Below are 23,013 nucleotides of genomic sequence, written 5' to 3'. Positions count from 1 at the left end.
TGACCCGACTCACCCCAACCGCTAGCGTGGGCGGTCCATGAACGCGCAAGCGCCCCCAGCCGAGCTCGACCCCGCCGCCGGCGCCTCGCCGGTGATGGCGCAGTTCTTCGAGGCCAAGGCGCGCCAGCCGGACGCCCTGGTGTTCTTCCGCATGGGCGATTTCTACGAGCTGTTCTTCGAGGACGCAGGCAAGGCCGCCGCGGCGCTCGGCATCACGCTCACCGCCCGCGGCCAGCACGGCGGCGAGCCGATCCCCATGTGCGGGGTGCCGGTGCATGCCGCCGAGGCCTATCTCGCCAAGCTGATCCGCGCGGGCTTCAAGGTCGCCGTCTGCGAGCAGATGGAAAACCCCGCCGAGGCGAAGAAGCGCGGATCGAAGTCGGTGGTCCGGCGCGACGTGGTGCGGGTGGTGACGCCAGGAACCCTCACCGAGGAAGGTCTGCTCGACGCCCGCGGGGCCAACCGGCTGGCGGCCGTCGCGGTGCGGGCGGGGAGCGCGGCGGTGGCGGCGGTGGAGCTCTCCACCGGCGAGGTGGAATGCCTGGCCTGCCAGGTCTCCGGCCTGGCCTCGGCCCTGGCGGCGCTTTCGCCCTCTGAAATCCTCGTCCCCGACCGCCTGTTCGCCGATGAGGCGGTGTCGGCGGCCCTCAAGGCGGCGGGCGGCTTCGTGCAGCCCCTGCCGCAGGCGCTGGCCGAGCCGGGCGCCTCGGAAGCGCGGCTCAAGCGGCTCTACGGCGTCGAGACCCTGGACGGGTTCGGCGCGCTGTCGGGCGCGGAGATCTCGGCGCTGGGCCTGATCGCCGCCCACCTTGAGACCACCCAGGCCGGCCGCCTGCCGGCCCTGTCGGCGCCGCGCCGGGCCGGCGAGGCCGACGTCATGGTCATCGACCCGGCGACGCGGACCAGCCTGGAGATCGAGCGATCGACCTCCGGCGGCCGCGACGGCTCGCTGCTGGCGGCCGTCGACCGGACCATCACCGCGCCTGGCGCGCGTCTGCTGGCCTCGCGGCTGGCCCGGCCGCTGCTGGATCCGGGGGCGATCGACGCGCGGCTGGACGCCGTGGGCTGGTTTCTGGAACACCGGGCGCAGCGCCAGCGGCTGCGCGAACTCTTGAAGGCCATGGGCGACATGGCGCGGTCCCTCTCGCGCCTGGCGCTGGGCCGTGGCGGTCCGCGGGATCTGGGCGCGCTGCGCGACGGCCTCACCACCGCCGAGCAGCTCACCGCCCTCTTCGCCTCCATGCGCGACCCGCTGGTGCAGCCGCCGCTGGAGATCGCCGACGCCCTGCGGGCCCTGAACCCGGCGCTGCACGCCGAACTCGCCGCCTTCCGCGCCCTGCTCAAGGAAGGGCTCGGCGACGACCTGCCGTCGCTGGCCCGCGATGGGGGCTTCGTGGCCCCGGGCGTGCGGCCCGAACTCGACCAGGCGCGGAGCCTGCGCGACGACAGCCGCCGCGTGATCGCCCAGCTCGAGGCCCGCCTGGCGGCGGAAAGCCGGGTCGCCCTGAAGATCCGCCACAACGCCGTGCTCGGCTATTTCGTGGAGACCACCGCCAAGGCGGCCGAGCCGCTGATGCAGCCGCCGCTGAACGCCACCTTCATCCACCGCCAGACGCTCGCCAACCAGGTCCGCTTCACCACCGTCGAGCTGGCGGAACTGGACGCCCGCATCGCCCAGGCGGCCGAGCGGGCGCTGGGCATGGAGATCGAGACCTTCGAGGCCTGGCGCGAAGCCGCCATCGGGGTCGCGGCCGGCGTCCAGGCCGCCGCCGAGGCCGCCGCCCAGCTGGACGTGGCCGCGGGGCTGGCGGAGTGGGCGCAGGACGCCGGCGCATCCCGGCCCACGGTCGACCGCTCGACGGCCTTCGAGGCGGAGGCGGCGCGCCATCCGGTGGTGGAAGCCGCCGTGAAACGGGCGGGCGAGGCCTTCACGCCCAACGATTGCCGGCTCGACGGGACGGGGGCGGGCGGCGCCCGGCTCGCCATCGTCACCGGGCCGAACATGGCCGGCAAGTCGACCTTCCTGCGCCAGAACGCGCTGCTCGCCGTCCTGGCGCAAGCCGGGTGTTACGTGCCGGCCAAGCGTCTGCGGCTGGGCGTGGTCGACAAGCTGTTCAGCCGCGTGGGGGCCGGCGACGACCTGGCGCGTGGCCGCTCGACCTTCATGGCCGAGATGGTGGAGACCGCCGCTATCCTGACCCAGGCGACGCCGCGCTCGCTGGTGATCCTCGACGAGATCGGCCGCGGCACGGCGACCTACGACGGCCTCGCCATCGCCTGGGCCTGCGCCGAGGCGCTGCACGAAGTGAACCGTTGCCGCGCCCTGTTCGCCACCCACTATCATGAGCTGGCGACCCTCGAAGGGCGCCTCGCCTACGTCGGCAACCTCAGCCTGCGGGCCAAGGAGTGGAACGGCGAGCTGATCTTCCTGCACGAGGCGGGACCCGGTCCGGCCGACCGGTCCTATGGCGTGCAGGTCGCCAAGCTGGCCGGCGTGCCGCCCGCCGTGGTGGCCCGCGCCCGCGAGGTGCTGGAGCGCCTGGAGCGCGAAGCCGGCGCGCCGGCGCACCTCGAAGACCTGCCGCTGTTCGCCGCCGTGGCCGAGCCCCCCGCCAGCTATGGCCCCAGCATGGTCGAGGAGGCGCTCAAGGCGCTCGACCCCGACAGCATGAGCCCGCGCGAGGCCATGGACGCGCTCTACAAGCTCAGGGGGCTGCTCTCCTGAGGCGGCTCACGGCCCTGATGGTCGACGTGGACGGAGTGGTTGTCACCCCGCCGCCCGGGGGCTGGGCGGCAAACCTCAAGGAAGACCTCGGGCTCTCTCGCACCGTGCTGGACGAGCACTTCTTCAAGCCACATTGGCGAGATGTGGTGGAGGGTCGCGCCGGGCTGCGCGAGCGGCTGGGGCCGGTGCTGGCCGAACATGCGCCGCACCTGAGTTGCGATGCCTTGACCACCTACTGGTTCGCGAAGGACGCGGTGCTGGATCTCGCCCTGCTGAAGGCTCTCGCCAACCTGCGCTCGCACGGTGTCGCACTGCATCTCGCCACCGTTCAGGAGCATCTGCGCGCAGCGTACCTTTGGATACGCCTCGGGCTTAACCAGCAGTTCGACGCGATGCATTATTCGGCTGATCTCGGCTGCGCGAAGCCGGACGCCGCGTTCTTCGAGGCGATCGTTCAGCGGACCGGGCTTGCTCCCGCCCAGATAGCGCTGCTCGACGACAAGTCCGAGAACGTCGAGGGCGCCCGCGCGGCCGGCTGGGGCGGCGCGTTGTGGGACGGGACCGGGCGGCTGGCGGAAGTGCTCGCCCGCGAACGGATCGCAATCGGCGGGGTTTTGTAGTCCTGCGCCGACCTGCGATTTGACCTATATCCATCCCATGCCGCCCCGCCTGCGCCCTACACGGATCGAGCACGTCGTCGACGGGGTGAAGCTGCGCGCCCAGCTCAGCGGGGCGGCGCTGGAGCACCTGGGCGACGAGATCGCGCAGCGCAAGGCGGCGCTGGAGATTCTCAAGGCCGCCCTGTTCCGCGGCCGGATGATCGCCAAGGAGCGGCTGGAGAACGGGGCCGGCGGGATCGAGACCTCGCGCCTGCTCTCCGACGTCACCGACGAGGTGGTCTCGGCGCTCTACGACTTCACTACCGTGCACGTGTTCCGCGCCCGCAACCCCACCGAGGGCGAGCGGCTGGCGCTACTGGCCGTGGGCGGCTACGGGCGGCGAACCCTGGCGCCCTTCTCCGACATCGATCTCTTGTTCCTGCGCCCCTACAAGCAGACCGCCCACGTGGAGAGCGTGATCGAATTCATGCTCTACGCCCTGTGGGACCTGGGCTTCAAAGTGGGCCACGCCTCGCGGACCATCGAGGAGTGCATCAAGCTCGCCCGCGAGGACTTCACCATCCGCACCTCGATCCTGGAGGCGCGGCGGCTGACCGGCGACGCGGCGCTCGCCGCCGAGCTCATGAAGCGCTTCCACCATGACGTGGTGAAGGGCACCGGCGCCGAGTTCGTGGCCGCCAAGCTGAAGGAGCGCGACGAGCGCCATGCCCGCGCCGGCGCCAGCCGCTACATGGTCGAGCCCAACGTCAAGGAGGGCAAGGGCGGGCTTCGCGACCTCAACACCCTGTTCTGGATCGCCCAGTACCTGCATCCCGGCGAGAGCATCGAGAAGGTGCTGCAGCTGGAGATGTTCACCGGCCGCGAGGTGCGCGCCTTCATCCGCTCGTTCGACTTCCTGTGGGCGGTGCGCAGCCACCTGCACTTCGCCACCGGCCGGCCGGAGGAGCGGCTGACCTTCGACCTGCAGCCGGAGATCGCCCGGCGGATGGGCTATGGCGACCGGCCCGACAACCCGGCCGTCGAGCGGTTCATGCGGCGCTATTTCCTGATCGCCAAGGAGGTCGGCGCCCTGACCCGCGTGTTCGCCGCCAAGCTCGAGGCCGAGCGGGTGAAGAGCGCGCCGAGGGGGCTGTCGCGTCTGCTGCCCGGCCGCAAGCTGAAGCGCAAACCGCTGGACGTGGCCGGCTTCCACGAGGTGGGCGGGCGGCTTGACGTGGACGGGATCGAGGTGTTCGAGGCCGATCCGATCAACCTGTTGCGCCTGTTCAAGATCGCCGACGAGCGGAACCTCGACCTGCACCCCGACGCCTTCACCGCAGCCACCCGGGCGGCGGCGGCGATCACCTCGGCGGTGCGGCGCGACCGCCATGCGGCCAAGGTGTTCCTGGATATCCTGGCCCGCGGGCGCGACCCGCAACGGACGCTGACCCTGATGACCGAGGCCGGCGTGCTCGGCCGCTTCGTCCCGGAGTTCGGACGCATCGTCGCCCAGATGCAGTTCAACATGTACCACTCCTATACGGTGGACGAGCACACGCTCAGGGCCGTCGGCGTGATCGCCGACATCGCGGCCGGGCGCTTCGCCGAGGACCATCCGCTGTCGACCGCGGTGATGCCGCTGGTGGAGGACAAGGAAGCCCTGTTCCTGGCCATGCTGCTGCACGACACCGGCAAGGGCGGGGCGGGCGGCCAGGAGAAGGCCGGCGCCCGGGCCGCGCGCCAGGCCTGCGAGCGCCTGGGCCTGGAGCGCTCGAAGATCGAGCTGGTCGCCTGGCTGGTGGAGCACCACCTGGTGATGAGCGACTTCGCCCAGAAGCGCGACGTCTCGGACCCCCGAACGGTCGGCGACTTCGCGCGCATCGTGGAGACGCCGGAGCGGCTGCGCCTGTTGCTGGTGCTGACCGTCGCCGACATCCGGGCGGTGGGTCCGGGCGTCTGGAACGGCTGGAAGGGCCAGCTGATGCGCGAGCTATACCGCGCCACCGAGGCGGTGTTCCGCGGCGGACGCGGGTCGGAAGCCGCCGCCGCGGCGCTGCGCCGTTATCTGGAGAACGCCGCCTACGACGCGCGCGTGGCGCTCGCCAAGACCGACGCCGCCGCCGAGCCCTGGGCCGACGCCATGGAAGACGCCTATTTCACCGCCTTCACCGAAGCCGAGGTGCTGGCTCACGCCCACCTGGCGGCCAAGGCCCAGGCGTCCGCAGGCGCCGCGGCCGAGGGCCGGGTGCGGGCCGAGCGAAACGCCGCCGAGGTGTCCGTGGCCGCCGCCGACCGCCCGCGGCTGTTCGTCGATCTCGCCGAGGCGATCACGGGCTGCGGCGGCAATATCGTCGGCGCCCGGGTCTTCACCTCGCGCACCGGCCAGGCGCTGGACGTGTTCAACGTGCAGGACGCGGCGGGCGAGTCCTTTGGCGAGCAGGACCCCCGCGCGCTCCGGCGGTTGATCCAGGCCCTGGAGGCCGCCGCCCGCGGCGAGCCCCTGCCGCGCGAGCCGCGCCGCGCCGCCGACCTCGGCCGCAGCGCCGCCTTCGACATCACCCCCTCGGTCACCTTCGACAACGACGCCTCCGAAACCGCGACCGTGGTGGAGGCCTCTGGCCGCGACCGTCCGGGCCTGCTGGCCGCGCTCGCCCGCACCCTGTCCGACGCCGGCCTCTCGATCGTCTCGGCGCATATCGACGGCTATGGCGAGCGGGCGGTCGACGCCTTCTATGTGGTGGACGCCAAGGGCGGGAAACTCAGCGACGGCCGGCGGCGCAACAGCGTCCGCGCCGCGGTGCTGACGGCGCTTGCCGAGCCCGACGACGAGGCCACGCCGGGGCGCCGCAGCCACCTGCAGCGGGCCCGCGCCAGCGTCGCGCGCTAGGGTCGCACCCGGTGACAAGGCTTGCTTTCCGCGCCGCTCTCCGATCCAAGGCGCCTCCGCCCGCGTTCTGGTGAGGCGGCCCCAAGGACCCCCCATGCCGTTCCCCGTCACCCACCCCGCTCTGGCCCAGGCGCTCCAGGCGCAAGGCTACCGCGAGCCGACGCCGGTGCAGGCCGCCGTGCTGGCCGCGCCGGCCGACCATGACCTCCTGGTCTCGGCCCAGACCGGCTCGGGCAAGACCGTCGCGTTCGGCCTGGCGGCGGCCGCACCCCTGCTGGGCGAGGCGGAGCGGTTCGGGCGCGCCGGCGCGCCGCTGGGCCTGGTGATCGCCCCCACCCGCGAGCTCGCCATGCAGGTGAGCCGCGAGCTGGCCTGGCTCTATGCCGAGACCGGCGTGCGGGTGGAGACCTGCGTCGGCGGCATGGACGCGCGGCGCGAGCAGCGGGCGCTCGCCGCCGGGACGCACCTGGTGGTCGGGACGCCCGGACGCCTGCGCGACCACATCGAGCGCGGCAACCTGGATCTCTCCGCCCTGCGCGTCGTGGTGCTGGACGAGGCTGACGAGATGCTCGACCTCGGCTTCCGCGAAGACCTCGAGGAGATCCTCGACTCCACCCCGACCGAGCGCCGGACGCTGCTGTTCTCCGCCACCATCGCCAAGGACATCGCCACGCTCGCGCGGCGCTACCAGCGCGATGCGGTCCGGATCGACACGACGCGCCGCGACGAACAGCACGGCGACATCGAATACCGCGCCGTGCGCGTCGCCCCCAACGAGGTGGAGAACGCCGTCGTCAATGTGCTGCGCTATTTCGAGAGCCCCGGGGCCCTGGTGTTCTGCGCCACCCGCGAGCGGGTGCGGCACCTCTATGGCGCGCTGAGGGAACGCGGCTTCGCGGCCGTGGCGCTGTCCGGCGAGCTCTCCCAGAAGGAGCGCAGCGACGCGTTGCAGGCGCTGAGGGACGGCCATGCGCGGGCCTGCGTGGCCACCGACGTGGCGGCGCGCGGCCTCGACCTGCCGGACCTGGGCCTGGTCATCCACGCCGACCTGCCGGCCAACAAGCAGGGCCTGCTCCACCGCAGCGGACGCACCGGTCGCGCCGGGCGCAAGGGCGTCTCGGTGGTCATCGTGCCCTACACCAAGCGCCGGATCGCCGAGCGGCTGCTGGAGACCGCCGGCATCGAGGCCGAATGGTCCGGGCCGCCGTCGGCCGAGGAGATCCGCGCCAAGGACCAGGCCCGGTTGCTGGAGGACCCGATCCTCAACGAGACGCCGACGCCGGAGGACCTGGCGCTGGCAGGCCGCATCCTCGCCGACCGCAGCCCCGAGGCGGTGGCCGCCGCCCTGATCCGCCTGCACCGCGCCCGGCTGCCCGAGCCGGAGGAGATGTTCGACGACGTCCGCGACCGGGCGCCCGATACCCGCGGGCCGAGGCCGGAGCGGACAGAGCGCCGCGAGCGACGCGGCTCGGACGACTACGCCACGAGCGACGGCGGCGCCTGGTTCCGCATCGCGGTCGGACGCACCAACAACGCCGATCCCAAGTGGATCCTGCCGTTGATCTGCCGGGTGGGCCACGTGACCAAGAAGGACATCGGCGAGATCCGCATCTTCGACCGCGAGACCAAGTTCGAGATCAGCCGCGAGGCGGAGCCACGCTTCCGCGAAGCGATCAAGGCCGCCAGCGCCGGCGGCGACATGCGGGTCGAGCCGGCCGGCGCCCCGGGCCCCCGGGCGCCTCGCTCCGGGCCGCCCAGGACCGGCGCCGGCCCGGTGGTGAAGCCCAGGCCGGGCGCGCCGCCGCGTCGCGATGGCCCGCCGCCCAAGGCCCACAAGCCCAAGCGTCGCAAGGCCAATGGCTGAACCCCGCCGCGCCAATTTGCTGCGCGCGCGGCTGAGCATCCCACGCTAGCTTGCCGTCGTGACCGAGACGCCGATTCCCGTGACCGAGCCCGCCGCCGCCCCGAAGCCCCACGCGGCGAAGCCGAATTCCGTGAAGTCGGGCGGCCTGATCCGCTCGTCGATGATCTATTCGGGGTTCACCCTGATCAGCCGGTTCGTGGGCTTCGCCCGGGACCTGGCGCTGACCGCGACCATGGGCGCCAGCGCGACCATCGCGGCCGACGCGTTCAACACCGCGCTCGCCTTCCCAAACCTGTTCCGGCGAATCTTCGCCGAGGGCGCCTTCGCCGCCGCCTTCGTGCCGTCCTACGCCCGCAGCCTGGAGAACGATGGCGAAGAGGTGGCCGACGTGCTGGCGGCCGACGCCATGGCGGTGCTGGCCGCCGCGACCCTGGCGCTGACCGTCGTGGCCGAGCTGACCATGCCGTGGCTGATGTACCTGATCGCGCCGGGCTTCGCGTCCAATCCGGCGAAGTTCCACCTGGCGATCGTGCTGACCATGATCACCATGCCCTACCTGCCGTGCATGGCGATCTACGCCCACCTGTCGGGCGTGCTGAACGCCCGCAACCGCTTCATCCTGTCGGCCGCGGCGCCGATCCTGTTGAACCTCTGGACCCTGGTCACCGTGCTGCCGGCCAAGTCGCCGGTGCAGGCGGCGGAATGGGGCGGGGTGGGCGTGATCCTTGCCGGCATCACCCAGGCGGCGCTGCTCTGGTGGGGCTGCAAGCGGGCCGGCGCGCACGTGGGCTTCCGCTGGCCCAGGCTGACGCCCGAGATCAAGAAGCTGATCATGCTGGCCGTTCCCGGCGCCATCGCCGCCAGCGCCACCCAGATCAACATCTTCGTCTCCGGCGTGCTGGTCAGCCAGGTGAACGGCGCGCGGACCTGGCTCACGGTCTGCGACCGGCTCTACCAGCTGCCGCAGGGCCTGGTGGGCGTGGCCATCGGGGTGGCCCTGCTGCCGCAGCTCTCCCGCGCCGCCAGCGCCGACGACCGGCACGCCACGCGGGCGGCCATGGATCAGGCGATCGTCTTCGCGCTGGCGCTCTGCCTGCCGGCGGCGGCGGCCCTGGCCGCAATCCCCTTCTTCCTGATCGACGCCCTCTACACGCGCGGCGAATTCACCACCGCCGACGCCCACCAGACGGCCAGCGCCCTGCTGTTCTACGGCTGGGGCGTGCCGGCCTTCGTCCTGGCCCAGATCTTCAACCGCGCCTTCTTCGCCCGCCAGGACACCAAGACGCCGATGCGCTTTGGCCTGATCACCGTGGTGGTCAACCTGGTTCTGGGGGTCACCCTGTTCCAGCTGATGGGCGTGGCCGGCATCGCCGCGGCCACGGCGGTGGCCTGGTGGGTCAACGTCATCATGATGGCCATGCGGCTGCACAGCTCGGGCCACTACACGCCAGGCGCCGCGGCCGTCTCCAAGATCATCCGGATCGTGGCGGCCAGCCTGGCCATGGGCGTCATGCTCGGCGTCGCCTCGCACTATCGCGGCCAGATCCAGCACCTGCTGGCGCCCGTCTCCTTCCACCACGCCAAGGAACTGGCGATCGTGCTGGTCTGCGGCCTGGCCGGCGGCGCCTATCCCTTCCTGCTGTTCGCCTTTGGCGGACTGACGCTGACCGAGATCAGGACCGCGTTCCGCCGGCGGCGGGGCCAGAAGGCCGAGCCGGTGGAAGACTTGTCGGGCGTCTGAGCCTGCCGTAGAGGCTCAGGCATGACCTTCGGCGCGACAAATTGCTGGCGATGGCGGCCCTGATCCGCTGATCCCCGATCATTCGGGCCTTGCGCCCGCGCGTCCACTTCGATTGAAGCCACAGATCATGACCGACCAAGCCCCGGCTCCCTATCAGGGACCCCAGCGCGTGCTCTCCGGCGTGCAGCCCACCGGCGACCTGCACCTGGGCAACTATCTCGGCGCCCTGGTGAAATTCGCCCGCCTGCAGCACGAGATCCCGACCTTCATCTTCGTGGCCGACCAGCACGCCATCACCGAATGGCAGGACCCGGCCCGGCTGAAGGATCAGGTGCGGGAGATCACCGCGGCCTATCTGGCCACCGGCCTCGACCCCAAGGTCGCCACCATCTTCGCCCAGTCGGCGGTGCCCGAGCATACCGAGCTCGCCTGGGTGTTCGACTGCGTGGCCCGCGTCGGCTGGCTCGACCGGATGACCCAGTTCAAGGACAAGGCCGGCAAGCACAAGGAGCGCGCCAGCGTGGGCCTCTACGCCTATCCGGTGCTGCAGGCGGCCGACATCCTGCTCTACAAGGCCACGGCCGTGCCGGTGGGCGAGGACCAGCGCCAGCACCTGGAGCTGACGCGCGATATCGCGGCGAAGTTCAACCACGACTTCGAGGTCCCGGGCTTCTTCCCCCTGCCCGACGCGCTCACGCAAGGGCCCGGCGCGCGGGTGATGAGCCTGCGCGACGGCCAGGCGAAGATGTCCAAGTCCGACCCCTCGGACTATTCGCGGATCAACCTCGCCGACGATGCCGACGCCATCGCCCAGAAGGTCCGCAAGGCCCGCACCGACGCCGAGCCGCTGCCGGAAAAGCTCGACGACCTGGCCGCGCGGCCCGAGGCGCTGAACCTGGTGTCGATCTACGCCGCGCTCGCGGGCCGGACCGCCCAGGAGGTGCTGAGCGAGTTCGCCGGCCAGGGTTTCGGGGCGTTCAAGCCCAAGCTCGCCGACCTCGCCGTCTCGGTGATGGGCCCGATCGGGGGGGAGATGCGCCGCCTGTTGGCCGACCCCGCCGAGATCGACCGCATCCTCGGCGACGGCGCGGCGCGGGCGCGGGCGCTGGCGGCGCCGACCATGGCCGAGGTGAGGAAGATCGTCGGGTTCTGGAACTCCTGAACGCCTCTCCCCTCTCGCTTCGCGTAGGGCGGGGCGGGTTGCGCGCGAGGCGTTCAGGGGCCACATCTGGCCCATGTTCATCCAGACCGAAGCCACGCCGAACCCCGAGGTGCTGAAGTTCCTGCCCGGCCGCGAGGTCATGGGCGAGGGGTCGCGCGACTTCCGCGACGCCGAGGCCGCCAAGGCCTCGCCCCTGGCCGCCGAGCTGTTCGCCCTGGAGGGCGTCGAGCGGGTGTTCTTCGGCGCCGACTTCCTGACCGTCGGCAAGACCGAGGCCACAGACTGGGCGCACCTGAAGGCGCCGATCCTGGCGGCCATCATGGACCACTTCACCTCCGGCCAGCCGCTGTTCGCCGGCCAAGGCGATGTTGGGAGCGAGGCGACCGGCCACGACGAGGGAACCTACGAAGGCGAGACCGCCCAGATCGTCGCCGAGATCAAGGACCTGCTGGACACCCGCATCCGCCCCGCGGTGGCGCAGGACGGCGGCGACATCCTGTTCAGCCGCTTCGACGCGGAGACCGGCGTGGTCTGGCTCAACATGCGCGGCGCCTGCTCGGGCTGTCCCTCCTCCACCGCCACCCTGCGCTCGGGCGTCGAGAACATGCTCAAGCACTACGTCCCGGAAGTGACGCGGGTCGAACAAACGCTCTAGAAGCGGCGGCGTGATCGTCCTGGGCCTCGACACCTGTCTGGCAAGCTGCTCGGTCGCCGTGCTGGACGGCGAGCGGGTGCTGGCGCAGGCCCGCGAGGTGATGGCGCGGGGCCATCAGGAACGCCTGGCGCCCATGGCGCAGGCGGTGATGGCTGAGGCGGGACTCAGCTTCGACCGGCTGGAGCGTATCGCCGTCACCGTCGGACCGGGCTCGTTCACCGGCCTTCGCGTGGGCATCGCCTTCGCCAAGGGCCTGACCTCGGCGCTGGGCATCCCCGGCGTCGGCATCGGCACGCTGGAAGCCCTGGCCGCCGAGGCGGACGGCCTGGTGTTCGCCGCCATCGATGCGCGGCGCGACCAGCTCTACGGCCAGGCGTTCGAGGACGGGCGGCCGCTGATGGCGCCGGACGCCATGACGATCGAAACCGCCGCGGCCCGCCTGGCGGAGATCTCCATGGGGCGTCCCGTCACTCTGATGGGCTCCGGCGCGCACCTCTTGGCGTCCATGGTCCCTGCCGCCCGCATCCTTTCCCTGGACGGCGCCGACGCCCGCCAGGTGGCGCGGCTCGCCACGGGGCGGGCGCCAGGCCCGCTGACGCCGCTCTACCTGCGCGCGCCGGACGCGAAGCTGCCGGCATGACCGTGCCGATGAAGGTGTCCTGGACGACGCCGGCGGACGCGGCGGCCATGGCCCAAGCCCACGCCGGCGCCTTCGATCCGCCCTGGCGCGAGGAGGATTTCGAGGACCTGCTCGAGGGCGAGGGCGTGTTCGGCTTCCTGGCCGCCGATGGCCGGCCGCTGGGCGTCATCCTGTGCCGCATCGCCGCCGACGAGATGGAGGTTCTGACCATCGGCGTGCGGCCCGAGGCGCGCCGCCGCGGCGTGGCGAAGGCCCTGATGGCCGCGGCCCTGGCGGCCGCGCGCCAGGCCAAGGCCAGGGCCTGTTTCCTGGAGGTGGCGGTGGACAACGCCGCGGCGGCCGGCCTCTACGCCAGCCTCGGATTCCGCCGGGCCGGGACGCGCAAGGGCTACTACGACCGCGGCGCGCGAGGACTGGCCGACGCGCTCGTCATGCGGCTCGACCTTAACGCGACGCCCGCTTAGCCCTATCCTGCAACCCAAGAGGCAGTCGGGAGCCCCTTTTGTCGGACCGTATCGAGAAGCTCTGCATCGAGAAGAACATGCGCATGACCGACCAGCGCCGGGTGATCGCCCGCGTGCTGTCGGACGCCCATGACCACCCCGACGTGGAGGAGCTGCACCGCCGGGCGCACGCCATCGACCCGCACATCTCGATCGCCACGGTCTATCGCACCGTCCGCCTGTTCGAGGAGGCTGACATCATCTCCCGCCTCGACCTGCGCGACGGCCGCGCGCGCTACGAGGAGCAGCCCGAGGTCCACCACGACCATCTGATCGACATGAAGACCGGCAAGATCGTGGAGTTCGTCGACGCAGAGATCGAGGCCCTGCAGGAGGCCATCGCCAGGAAGCTCGGCTACCGGCTGGTGGACCACCGGCTGGAGCTCTACGGCGTGCCGATCGAGGAATAGGCGCCCGCCGCCCGACTTGCACCGCCCCGCCGCCAACCCCATAACCGCGCCATGTCCGCCCCTGCGCCCACCAGGCGCCTCTTCATCAAGACCTACGGCTGTCAGATGAACGTCTATGACAGCGAGCGCATGGCCGACGTGCTGAGCCCTCTGGGCTACGGCCTGACGGACGATCCGCAGACCGCCGACCTAGTGGTGCTCAACACCTGCCACATCCGCGAAAAGGCCACCGAGAAGGTCTATTCCGAGCTCGGCAAGATCCGCGAGATGAAGGAGGCCCGCATCGCCGAGGGCTCGACCATGACCATCGCGGTCGCGGGCTGCGTCGCCCAGGCCGAGGGCGAGGAGATCATGCGGCGGCAGCCGGCCGTGGACCTCGTCGTGGGGCCGCAGGCCTATCACCAGCTTCCCGAGCTGATCGCCCGGGCGCATCGGGCGCGGGGCGAACGGCTGGCTGCCGACTTCTCGCCGGAAGCGAAGTTCGACGCCCTGGCCGCGGCGCGCCGGCCGACCGGCGTCACCGCCTTCCTGACCGTGCAGGAGGGCTGCGACAAGTTCTGCAGCTTCTGCGTGGTGCCCTATACGCGCGGCGCGGAGTGGTCGCGGCCGGCGCAGGCCATCGAGGCCGAGGCGCGGGGCCTGGCCGAGCAGGGCGTGCGCGAGGTCACCCTGCTGGGCCAGAACGTCAACGCCTATGCCGGCCCGGGTATCAAGGAGGGGGGCGGTCTGGCGGCCCTGGTGCGGCGGCTGGCGAGAATCCCGGGGCTCGACCGCATCCGTTATACGACGAGCCATCCGCGCGACATGGACGCCGCCCTGATCGCGGCCCACGCCGAGATCCCGGAGCTGATGCCCTACCTGCACCTGCCGGTGCAGTCCGGCTCGGACAAGGTGCTGAAGGCCATGAACCGGGCGCACACCGCCGAGAGCTATTTGCGCCTCATCGAACGTATCCGCGCCGCCCGGCCGGACATCGCCATCTCCGGCGATTTCATCGTGGGCTTCCCCGGCGAGCGCGACGCCGACTTCGAGGCGACGCTCTCGCTGATCCGCGAGATCGGCTATGCGGCCGCCTTCTCGTTCAAATATTCCCGCCGTCCAGGCACTCCGGCCGCCGCCATGCCGGGCCAGGTGGCCGAAGAGGTCAAGGATGAGCGGCTGCATCGGCTGCAGGCGCTGATCGAGGACCAGCAGACCGCGTTCAACGCCGCGCAGGCGGGCCGCCGGCTGGACGTGCTGTTCGAGAAACCAGGGCGCAACCCCGGCCAGCTGATCGGCCGCAGCCCCTATCTGCAGTCGGTGCATGTGACCGCGCCGGATCGCTTGCTCGGCCAGATCGTTCCGGTGCGTATCGAAAGCGCTGCCCGCAACAGCCTGGCCGGCGCGCTGGAACTGGAGCCAGCTTGAGCCGCGCGCCCGAGTTCATCCACCTGTCCGACGCCGCGGTGCGCGCGGTGGCCGGCGCCAATTCCCGCCACGCCGCCCTGATCGAGGACGCCTTCGGCGTGCTGGTGGAGACGCCCGGCGGCGGGGTGTCGGTGTCGGGCGACGCCAAGGCGCGCGCCCAGGCCAAGAAGGCCGTGCAACTGGTCGCCGAACGCGCCGACCAGGGGCTGGACATCGCCGAGGCGGACATCCGCGTCGCCATCGGTCAGGCCAAGTCCGGCGGCGCGCCCGGTGCCCTGCCGGTCGGCCGCCGCGGCCAGGTGGCGCCCAAGACCGCCGCCCAGGCGCGCTATCTTGAGGCGCTCGGCAACTGCGAGCTGGTGTTCGGCCTGGGCCCGGCCGGCACCGGCAAGACCTTCCTGGCGGTGGCGCACGGCGCGGGCCTGTTGCTGCGCGGCGAGGTCGACCGGCTGATCGTCTCGCGTCCCGCGGTCGAGGCCGGCGAGCGGCTGGGGTTTCTGCCGGGCGACCTGACCGAGAAGGTCGATCCCTACATGGCGCCGGTCTGGGAGGCGCTGACCGATATCCTGGGCGCCGAGCAGCTGCGCCGCCGGCGCGAGAAGGGCGAGATCGAGGTCGCGCCCATCGCCTTCCTGCGTGGCCGCACGCTGAGCCACGCCTTCATCATCGTCGACGAGGCGCAGAACGCCACCCGGCTGCAGATGAAGATGGTGCTGACCCGCATCGGCGAGGGCGCGCGCATGGTGGTGACCGGCGACCCGACCCAGATCGACCTGGTCAATCCCAACGACAGCGGCCTCGCCCACGCCGTCGGCCTGCTGGACGACGTGAAGGGCATCGGCATCATCCGCTTCTCGGCCGAGGATGTGGTCCGCCACCCACTGGTCGAGCGGATCGTGCGGGCCTACGACGCCGATGCGGCCAAGCGCGGGCGCAGCTTTTGATCGACATCGAGATCGAAGACGCCGCCTGGACCGCCGCGCAAGCCGACGCCGAGAGCCTGACCCGGCGCGCCGCCGAAGCGGTGCTGGCCTACGAACATCTGTCGGACCGCAACCTGACGGTCCTGCTCACCAACGACCTGGCGGTGCAGGCGCTGAACGAACGCTTCCGCCAGCAGGACAGGCCCACCAATGTGCTGTCCTTCCCGGCCCTGCCCAATCGCGAACAGCACCTGGGCGACGTGGCGCTGGCCTACGAGACCTGCGCGCGCGAGGCGGCAGACCAGGGCAAGCCGCTGGCCGCCCATCTGCAGCATCTGGTGGCGCATGGGGTGCTGCACCTTCTAGGATACGACCACATGACCGATCCGGAGGCCCACGAGATGGAGGGCCTGGAGCGCGTCGTGCTGGCCTCGCTGGGGGTGTCCGACCCCTACGCGGCCGGCGAGGGAGACCATGACTGACCCGGACCCCGGCCGTGCGCCCGAACCCCCTCGACGACGGGGGCTGATGGGGTTCTTCGACCGCTTCCGCCGCGTCGAGCCCGAGCCGCCGACGCCGCAGGAGGAGGCCGCCGCCGACGCCACCGACGAACTGGTCAGCCAGGCCCGGGCCTTCGAGGAGCTGAACGTCGACGACGTGATGAAGCCGCGCGCGGACATCGTGGGCGTCTCGCGCAGCTGCACCTTCGCCGAGATCGTCGACCGCTTCGTCGAGGCCGAGCACAGCCGCATGCCGGTCTATAGGGACACGCTCGACGAGCCGGTGGGCGTGGTCCACGTCAAGGACGTCTTCAAGCTGCTGGCTCAGAAGACCCGCAAGCCCAAGCCCGCCGACAAGGTGCTGCAGACCCGCCGCAACCTGGTGCGCGAGGTGCTCTATGTGCCCGGCGCCATGCCCGCCGCCGACCTGCTGGCCCTGATGCGCAATCGGCGCACCCACATGGCCCTGGTGATCGACGAGTTCGGCGGCACCGACGGACTGGTCACCCTGGAAGATGTGCTGGAAAAGCTGGTCGGCGACATCTCCGACGAGCACGACGACGCCGACGAGGACGGCGTGGCCCCGGTCGTCGAGGACGGTGGCGGCTGGATCGCCGATGGCCGCACGCCGCTGGAGGAGCTGGAGGCCGCGCTGGGCGCGGGCGTCGACCTCGCGCCGCCGGACCTCGACGAGGAGATCGACACGGTGGCGGGCCTGGTCAATGCGCTGGCCGGCCGCGTGCCGCAAAAGCGCGAAACCATCCCCCATCCCGGCGGCTATCTGATCGAGGTGCTCTCCGCCGATCCCCGTCGGGTGAAGCGCGTGCGGGTCCGCCGGACCGGCCCGCCCGGCGCCTCGGCCTGATCGCCCGCGTGCCGGCCCCGTCATCCGTCTGGACCACCCGGCTGTGGGCGCTCTGCGCAGGACTTGCGGCCGGTTTCGCCCATCCGCCGTTTGGCGTGTTGCCGGGCCTGCTGGGTTACGCCCTGCTGCTCGGCCTCAGCGACCGTGCCGGCGGCGAACATCCCCTGCGCCAAGCCTTCCTGCGCGGCTGGCTGGCCGGCCTCGGCTATTTCGGCGTCGGCTGCTGGTGGATCGTCGAGCCGTTCTTCGTGGACGCCAAGAACCAGGCCTGGATGGCGCCCATCGCGCTGCCGCTGATGGCCGGCGGCCTGGCGCTGTTCTGGGGCGCGGCGGCGCTGGCCTACCGCTGGATCGCCCACCGCGGCCTGGCCCGCGTGTTCGTCTTCGCCGGCTGTCTGGCCCTGGCCGAATGGTTGCGCGGCCACGTGCTGACGGGCTTCCCCTGGGACCTGCCGGGCGAGACCTGGGCGGCGGGCTCCATGCCCTCGCAGGCGGCCTCCCTGGTCGGAGCCTATGGCCTCTCCTGGTACACCATCGCACTGGCCGCCACGCCGGCGCTGCTGTTCGACCGCATGGGCCGCCTCGAGAAGCTGGTGACGGGGGCGGTGATCGCCGGCTTCCTCGGGCTGCTGTACGCCTTCGGCGCGGCGCGGCTGGCCGATACGGCGCCGCTGGCCCCCACCGCGCCGCTGATCCGGGTGGTGCAGGCCGACATCGACCAGAAGTCCAAGTGGAAGCCGGAGAACCTGGCGCAGATCTTCGAGACCTACGTCACCCTGAGCCGCACGGCGGGGCCGGGGCGGCCCGACATCATCGTCTGGCCGGAGGGCGCCCTGCCCGCGGTGATCGACGAGCTGCTGGCGCCGGATTCGCCCTATGGGCCGCGGCTGCGCGACGCGCTCGATCCGGGTCAGACCCTGCTGATGGGCGTCAACCGCGCCCAGCTGAAGCCGGACGGCGGCGTCGGCTACTACAACAGCCTGGCGGCGTTTCGGCGCGAGGCCGACGGCCTGCGGGTCACCGGCATCTACGACAAGCATCGGCTGGTCCCGTTCGGGGAGTACATGCCGCTGGGGACCCTGGCCGGGAAGATCGGCTTCCGCAGCCTGGTGCACATGCCCGACGACTTCACCGCGGGCCCGCCGGCCCAGCCGCTGACGCCGGCCGGGATCCCGGCCCTGCAGCCGGTGATCTGCTACGAGGCCCTGTTCCCTGGCTTCACCCGCGAGGCCATCCGGCGCAGCGGGCGGCGACCGGCCTGGATCCTCAACATCTCCAACGACGCCTGGTTCGGCGCCACCAGCGGGCCGCTGCAGCACCTGAACCAGGCCAGTTACCGCGCCATCGAGGAGGGCCTGCCGATCGTCCGCGCCACGCCGACGGGCGTCTCGGCGGTCGTGGACGCCTATGGCCGCATCCTGCCGCACGCCCGCCTGGGCCTGGGCGCACTGGGCGTCATCGACGCCCGGCTGCCGCCGGCGCTGAGCCCGACCCTCTACGGCCGGTTCGGCGATCTGGCCTTCGCCCTGATGCTGGCGATTTCGGCGATCGTGGCGATCACGGATCGGGCTCGAAGGACGATGGTCGATTGACACGGCGGCCGTTCGTCGACTTAGAAGCCCGCCATGGACAAGCTTGTTGACCCGGCCGCGACCAGCCCCAACCCGGTGGACCGGCATGTGGGCCTGCGCATTCGCATGCGCCGCAAGGAAATGGGCTTCAGCCAGGAACGCCTGGCCGACGCGGTGGGCGTCACCTTCCAGCAGATCCAGAAATACGAGCGCGCCGCCAACCGGGTGAGCGCCTCGAAGCTCTGGGAGCTCGCCCAGGCGCTGAAGATCGGCATCGGCTACTTCTACGACGGGCTCGCCGAGATCGAGGCCGACGCCAGCCTGCCGCAGGCGAGCATGCAGGATTTCCTGCTGACGCCCGAGGGCCTGGAGCTGGCGGCCTGTTTCCCGCGCATCCCCACCCCGCGCCTGCGCCGCAGACTGGTCGAACTGGTCCGCGCCCTCACCGAGGCGGAGAGCGTCGAGGCCTGAGCGGGTCCCCGCGCGTCAAAACAACCTTCGCCGCCACCCGCGCTTGGCGGGACATAAAGATTTCTTTATAGGCTTTGCGACCTCGTCAGGCGGCCGCCCGCGGGGATGTCGGCGGCCTGGATTTCCTTGGAGAGAGCGCTTGAGCCGTTCGAACTACATCTTCACCTCCGAGAGCGTGTCCGAGGGTCACCCGGACAAGGTCGCCGACCGGATTTCCGACACCGTGGTCGACGCCTTCCTGAGCGTCGAGCCGGAGGCGCGCGTCGCCTGCGAGACCCTGGTCACCACCAACCGCATCGTGCTGGCCGGCGAAGTCCGGGCGGGGCGTCCCGGCGGCTCCAAGGCCGAGAACAAGGCGCTGACCAAGGACATCGTGAAGAGCCTGGAGCCCAAGGTCCGCCAGGCGATCAAGGACATCGGCTACGAGCAGAAGGGCTTCCACTGGGCCAAGGCCAAGTACGCCTGCTACCTGCACCCGCAATCGGCCCATATCGCCCAGGGCGTCGACGCCTCGGAGAAGAAGGACGAGGGGGCCGGCGACCAGGGCATCATGTTCGGCTATGCCTGCAACGAGACGCCGGAGCTGATGCCGGCCACCTTGCAGTATTCGCACAACATCCTGCGCCGCCTGGCCGAGGTCCGCCATTCCGGCGAGTGCGGCGTGCTGGAGCCCGACGCCAAGAGCCAGGTCACCCTGCGCTATGAGGACGGCCAGCCGGTCGAGGTGCTGCAGATCGTCGTCTCCACCCAGCACAAGAAGCGCATCGGCCTGCTCTCGGCCACGCCCAAGCGCGTCGAGGCGGAGATCCGCCCCTATGTGGAGAGCGTGTTTCCCGAGGGGCTGATCACCAGGAAGACCAAGTGGCACGTCAATCCGACCGGCCGCTTCGAGATCGGCGGGCCGGACGGCGACGCCGGCCTCACCGGGCGCAAGATCATCGTCGACACCTACGGCGGCGCCTCGCCGCACGGCGGCGGCGCCTTTTCCGGCAAGGACCCGACCAAGGTCGACCGTTCGGCGGCCTATGCCTGCCGGTATCTGGCCAAGAACGTGGTCGCCGCGGGCCTGGCGCAGAAGTGCACCATCCAGATCGCCTATGCGATCGGCGTGGCCCAGCCGCTGTCGTTCTATGTCGACCTGCACAACACCGGCGAGATCGACCCGGCGAAGCTGGAGCTGGCCCTCCCGGAGATGATCGGCGGCGCCACCCCGCGCGCCATCCGCGAGCACCTGAGCCTCAACCGCCCGATCTATGCCCGCACCGCCGCCTACGGCCACTTCGGCCGCACGCCGGACAACGAGGGCGGCTTCTCCTGGGAACGCACCGATCTGTCGAACCAGCTGCGCGGCTTGGCGTAGGGACGCCGTCGCTTCCCCTTTTTGACGTCATCCCCGGCCTTGTGCCGGCGACCCAGATGCTCGGGCGCTGCAGGATATCTTGCGAAGCTCGGCTTTTCTGGGTGGCCGGGACAAGCCCGGCCATGACGGATTAGAGAGTGGGTCGATGCCCGACGCCGAACACCCCCAGCTGCGCACCTTCGGCCGGATCAAGGCGCGGCCGATCAAGCCCAGGCAGGCGGCGCTGCTGGAGACCCTGTTGCCGCGCCTGCGCGTCCCGGCCGAGCCGTTCGATCCGCGCGCCCTGGCGCCCGCGGCGCGCGAGATCTGGCTGGAGATCGGCTTCGGCGGCGGCGAGCACATGGCGGCCCAGGCGCAGCGCCATCCCGATGTGCTGATTCTGGGGGCCGAGCCGTTCCAGAACGGGGTGGCGAGCGCGCTGCGCCACATCGACGAGCAGGGCCTTCAGAACGTGCGGCTGCAGGACGGCGACGCCCGCGAGCTGATCGGACATCTGCCCGACGCCAGCATCGCGCGGGCCTTCATCCTGTTCCCCGACCCCTGGCCCAAGACCCGCCACCACAAGCGCCGCCTGGTGAACGCCGAGACGCTCGCCGACCTGGCGCGGGTGCTGCAACCCGGCGGCCGGCTGCGCTTCGCCTCCGACGTCGCGCACTACGTGGATTGGGCGCTGGAGCGGATCATCGCGAGCCCCGCCTTTCGCTGGAGCGCCGAACGCGCCGACGACTGGCGCAGGCCCGCCGCCGACCACGTCACGACGCGCTACGAGGAAAAACGCCTCGGCGACTGCGCGCCGGTGTTCCTGGATTTCGTGCGGATCTAGCCCGCCTTCGCCCGCTCGATGGACTGGCGGATCAGGTCGCCGGCTTCCTCGGGGTCGGCCCAGCGGATGATGTCGACGCTCTTGTTCTTCTCCAGATCCTTGTAGTGCTTGAAGAAGTGGGCGATCTGCTCGGTGAGGATCGCCGGCAGGGCCCGCCATGAATCCACCCCTGTATAGAAGGGGTGCAGGGCGTCCACCGGCACCGCCAGGATCTTCTCGTCGCCGCCCGCCTCGTCGCGCATGATCAGCGCCCCCACCGGCCGGCAGCGGATCACCGCGCCCGGCACCACCGGGGTCGGTCCCACCACGATGATGTCCATCGGGTCGCCGTCGTCGGCCAGGGTGTGGGGGATGAAGCCGTAGTTGCCCGGATAGAACATGGCGGTGTGCAGGAAGCGGTCGACGAAGATCGCCCCGCTCTCCTTGTCGAGCTCGTACTTCACCGGCTCGCCGCCCTGCGGGATCTCGATGATAGCGTTGACGTCGTAGGGCGGGTTCTGGCCGACGGGGATCTTGGAGAGGTCCATGGGGGCGGCATGTGGGGCAAGCGCCGCGCCAAGTAAAGCTGGGCTTGACGCCAGGACGAAGCCGGACGGACAGTCGCCTCGAAATTGCGGGGGACTTTGCATGCGGTGGGCTGTGATGGCGGGCGTGCTGGGCGCTGTCCTGCCGACGCTGGCGTCGGCTCAGGTCAAGGTCGCGCTGGGCGACGGCGTGTCGGTCGTCTTCCCGAGCGCGCCGGTCAAGATGCACACCACGGTGGAGTCGGGGCCTGGGGCGGCGCCCCCGCCGCGCGCGCCCGGCGCGCCGCCCCTGCCCGTGCCGCCGAATTTCCGGGACGTCGCCGGCTACGACGCCTGGACCGTTCATGACCTTGGGGCCACCTACACGGCGATGGTGATGAGCTTCCGGACGCCCCATGATGATCTTCCGGCCCTGTGCGGCCCGGCCAGGGCCGCGGGCGCGACCGGCATCACGGCGAGCTGCCGGGTGATCGGGTCTGGGCCCACCGCCGTCCAGGAGGACCGCCGCGAGTTCCAGGGCGGGGACCTGATGATCACCCGCACGATAAGGCGCGACGGCCGCGTCTACACGCTGAGCTACATGCGGCTTTCCCCGGAGAAGCTCGCCAAGCTGAGCACGAAGGTCGTCGCCCCGTCGGAGGCGTTGGGCGACAATTTCCTGGCGTCCCTGTCCGTGGGCGCTGCGGGCGCGAACTGACGCGGGACTCATTGAGGGCTGACAAGCCCCTCTGAAAGTCCTATATTCCCCTCAACATCGTCCGTTAGCGCTGTAAGGCGCCTACGAGCGGCGGGCTCCGGCCCGGCCGCTTTTTTCTTTGCCGGAGTTCGGCCCCCATGCGCGGCAAGACCGCCGAGGATCAGAGGCTGCTGGAACTGCTCGACCCCGTGGCCGAGGCGGCGGGCTACGAGCTGGTCCGCCTGCGCCTGATGGGCGGCTCGGAGCGCCGGCGGCTGCAGATCATGGCCGAGCGGCCGGATGGCGAGATGGTCATCGAGGATTGCGCCAAGCTATCGCGCGCGCTCTCCGAGGTGCTCGACGCCGCCGATCCGGTCAGCGGGGAATATGTCCTCGAGGTCTCATCGCCCGGCGTCGACCGGCCGCTCACGCGCAAGAAGGATTTCGAGGCCTACGAAGGCTTCGAAGCCAAGCTCGAGCTCGACCGGCTGGCCGAGGGCCGCAAGCGGTTCCGCGGCGTGCTGGCCGGCGTGGATGGCGACAACATCGCCCTCGATCTGGAGGGCGAGGCCGAGACCACGCTGGTGCCGCTGGCCTGGATCGTCGAGGCCAAGCTGGTGCTGACCGACGAGTTGATGAAACGCGGCGCCCAATCCCGGGCCGCCCGCCTGCAACACCAAGACACTCCTGAATAGAGAGAGACCCCC

Annotated in this window: 21 protein-coding genes; 20 read left to right on the top strand and 1 reads right to left on the bottom strand. The window is 71.1% G+C overall.

Annotated elements, in window-relative coordinates:
• The first annotated feature begins 37 nt into the window (after positions 1 to 37).
• From mutS to trmB, 18 genes are all read left to right on the top strand, one after another.
• Positions 38 to 2,725, top strand: coding sequence for a DNA mismatch repair protein MutS (gene mutS, locus VGT80_RS12075; RefSeq protein ID WP_327456110.1), 2,688 nt, complete (start codon positions 38 to 40; stop codon positions 2,723 to 2,725).
• 17 nt (positions 2,726 to 2,742) lie between these two features.
• Positions 2,743 to 3,345 carry an HAD-IA family hydrolase gene (locus VGT80_RS12070; RefSeq protein WP_327456109.1) on the top strand — a complete coding sequence of 201 codons (603 nt, stop codon included), beginning with the start codon at positions 2,743 to 2,745 and terminating at the stop codon, positions 3,343 to 3,345.
• Between the two features lie 37 nt (positions 3,346 to 3,382).
• Positions 3,383 to 6,211 carry a [protein-PII] uridylyltransferase gene (locus VGT80_RS12065; RefSeq protein ID WP_327456108.1) on the top strand — a complete coding sequence of 943 codons (2,829 nt, stop codon included), beginning with the start codon at positions 3,383 to 3,385 and terminating at the stop codon, positions 6,209 to 6,211.
• Positions 6,212 to 6,305: 94 nt separating this feature from the next.
• Positions 6,306 to 8,075: a DEAD/DEAH box helicase gene (locus tag VGT80_RS12060; RefSeq protein WP_327456107.1), complete on the top strand. Its 1,770-nt coding sequence runs from the start codon at positions 6,306 to 6,308 to the stop codon at positions 8,073 to 8,075.
• Between the two features lie 79 nt (positions 8,076 to 8,154).
• Entirely contained in the window at positions 8,155 to 9,816 is a 1,662-nt protein-coding gene (gene murJ, locus VGT80_RS12055; protein ID WP_327456105.1) for a murein biosynthesis integral membrane protein MurJ, read from the top strand.
• A 127-nt stretch (positions 9,817 to 9,943) separates the two neighbouring features.
• On the top strand, positions 9,944 to 10,978 hold the full coding sequence (trpS, locus tag VGT80_RS12050) for a tryptophan--tRNA ligase (protein ID WP_327456104.1): 1,035 nt from the start codon (positions 9,944 to 9,946) through the stop codon (positions 10,976 to 10,978).
• Positions 10,979 to 11,051: 73 nt separating this feature from the next.
• A complete protein-coding gene (locus tag VGT80_RS12045; protein ID WP_327456103.1) occupies positions 11,052 to 11,633 on the top strand; it encodes a NifU family protein in 582 nt (193 codons plus the stop codon).
• Between the two features lie 13 nt (positions 11,634 to 11,646).
• Entirely contained in the window at positions 11,647 to 12,273 is a 627-nt protein-coding gene (tsaB, locus tag VGT80_RS12040; RefSeq protein ID WP_327456145.1) for a tRNA (adenosine(37)-N6)-threonylcarbamoyltransferase complex dimerization subunit type 1 TsaB, read from the top strand.
• On the top strand, positions 12,270 to 12,737 hold the full coding sequence (gene rimI / locus VGT80_RS12035) for a ribosomal protein S18-alanine N-acetyltransferase (protein ID WP_327456101.1): 468 nt from the start codon (positions 12,270 to 12,272) through the stop codon (positions 12,735 to 12,737). Before tsaB ends, rimI begins: the two co-directional genes overlap by 4 nt.
• A 77-nt stretch (positions 12,738 to 12,814) precedes the next feature.
• Positions 12,815 to 13,186 (top strand): Fur family transcriptional regulator, encoded by a 372-nt coding sequence (locus tag VGT80_RS12030; protein ID WP_327456144.1) that lies wholly within the window; start codon positions 12,815 to 12,817, stop codon positions 13,184 to 13,186.
• Positions 13,187 to 13,237: 51 nt separating this feature from the next.
• A complete protein-coding gene (miaB, locus tag VGT80_RS12025; RefSeq protein ID WP_327456099.1) occupies positions 13,238 to 14,593 on the top strand; it encodes a tRNA (N6-isopentenyl adenosine(37)-C2)-methylthiotransferase MiaB in 1,356 nt (451 codons plus the stop codon).
• Positions 14,590 to 15,537 carry a PhoH family protein gene (locus VGT80_RS12020; protein WP_327456098.1) on the top strand — a complete coding sequence of 316 codons (948 nt, stop codon included), beginning with the start codon at positions 14,590 to 14,592 and terminating at the stop codon, positions 15,535 to 15,537. The genes miaB and VGT80_RS12020 overlap by 4 nt, the downstream gene beginning before the upstream one ends.
• Complete coding sequence (gene ybeY, locus VGT80_RS12015) at positions 15,534 to 15,998, top strand: rRNA maturation RNase YbeY (RefSeq protein ID WP_327456096.1); 465 nt, start codon at positions 15,534 to 15,536, stop codon at positions 15,996 to 15,998. Before VGT80_RS12020 ends, ybeY begins: the two co-directional genes overlap by 4 nt.
• 46 nt (positions 15,999 to 16,044) lie before the next feature.
• Positions 16,045 to 16,881 carry a hemolysin family protein gene (locus tag VGT80_RS12010; protein ID WP_327456094.1) on the top strand — a complete coding sequence of 279 codons (837 nt, stop codon included), beginning with the start codon at positions 16,045 to 16,047 and terminating at the stop codon, positions 16,879 to 16,881.
• Entirely contained in the window at positions 16,878 to 18,473 is a 1,596-nt protein-coding gene (gene lnt, locus VGT80_RS12005; protein ID WP_414693909.1) for an apolipoprotein N-acyltransferase, read from the top strand. Before VGT80_RS12010 ends, lnt begins: the two co-directional genes overlap by 4 nt.
• A 33-nt stretch (positions 18,474 to 18,506) precedes the next feature.
• The gene (locus tag VGT80_RS12000) at positions 18,507 to 18,923 is read left to right on the top strand and encodes a helix-turn-helix domain-containing protein (protein WP_327456090.1); all 417 of its coding nucleotides are present in this window, start codon (positions 18,507 to 18,509) and stop codon (positions 18,921 to 18,923) included.
• A gap of 139 nt (positions 18,924 to 19,062) precedes the next feature.
• On the top strand, positions 19,063 to 20,283 hold the full coding sequence (gene metK, locus VGT80_RS11995; RefSeq protein ID WP_327456088.1) for a methionine adenosyltransferase: 1,221 nt from the start codon (positions 19,063 to 19,065) through the stop codon (positions 20,281 to 20,283).
• Between the two features lie 145 nt (positions 20,284 to 20,428).
• Entirely contained in the window at positions 20,429 to 21,106 is a 678-nt protein-coding gene (trmB, locus tag VGT80_RS11990; RefSeq protein WP_327456086.1) for a tRNA (guanosine(46)-N7)-methyltransferase TrmB, read from the top strand.
• Here trmB and ppa read toward each other — a convergent pair.
• Positions 21,103 to 21,633, bottom strand: a complete 531-nt coding sequence (gene ppa, locus VGT80_RS11985; protein ID WP_327456084.1) for an inorganic diphosphatase — start codon at positions 21,631 to 21,633, stop codon at positions 21,103 to 21,105. The two genes, trmB and ppa, sit on opposite strands and share 4 nt — an antisense overlap.
• A gap of 100 nt (positions 21,634 to 21,733) precedes the next feature.
• Here ppa and VGT80_RS11980 point away from each other — a divergent pair, with 100 nt between their 5' ends.
• Both VGT80_RS11980 and rimP read left to right on the top strand, forming a co-directional pair.
• A complete protein-coding gene (locus VGT80_RS11980; protein ID WP_327456082.1) occupies positions 21,734 to 22,327 on the top strand; it encodes a hypothetical protein in 594 nt (197 codons plus the stop codon).
• Positions 22,328 to 22,464: 137 nt separating this feature from the next.
• On the top strand, positions 22,465 to 23,001 hold the full coding sequence (gene rimP, locus VGT80_RS11975) for a ribosome maturation factor RimP (RefSeq protein ID WP_327456080.1): 537 nt from the start codon (positions 22,465 to 22,467) through the stop codon (positions 22,999 to 23,001).
• Positions 23,002 to 23,013 lie beyond the last annotated feature (12 nt).

Source organism: Phenylobacterium sp. (assembly GCF_035944335.1).
In the GTDB taxonomy this organism is placed as follows: Bacteria; Pseudomonadota; Alphaproteobacteria; order Caulobacterales; family Caulobacteraceae; genus Phenylobacterium.
Note: the sequence above shows the minus strand (reverse complement) of the source record. Positions and strands in the feature narration are given on the sequence as shown.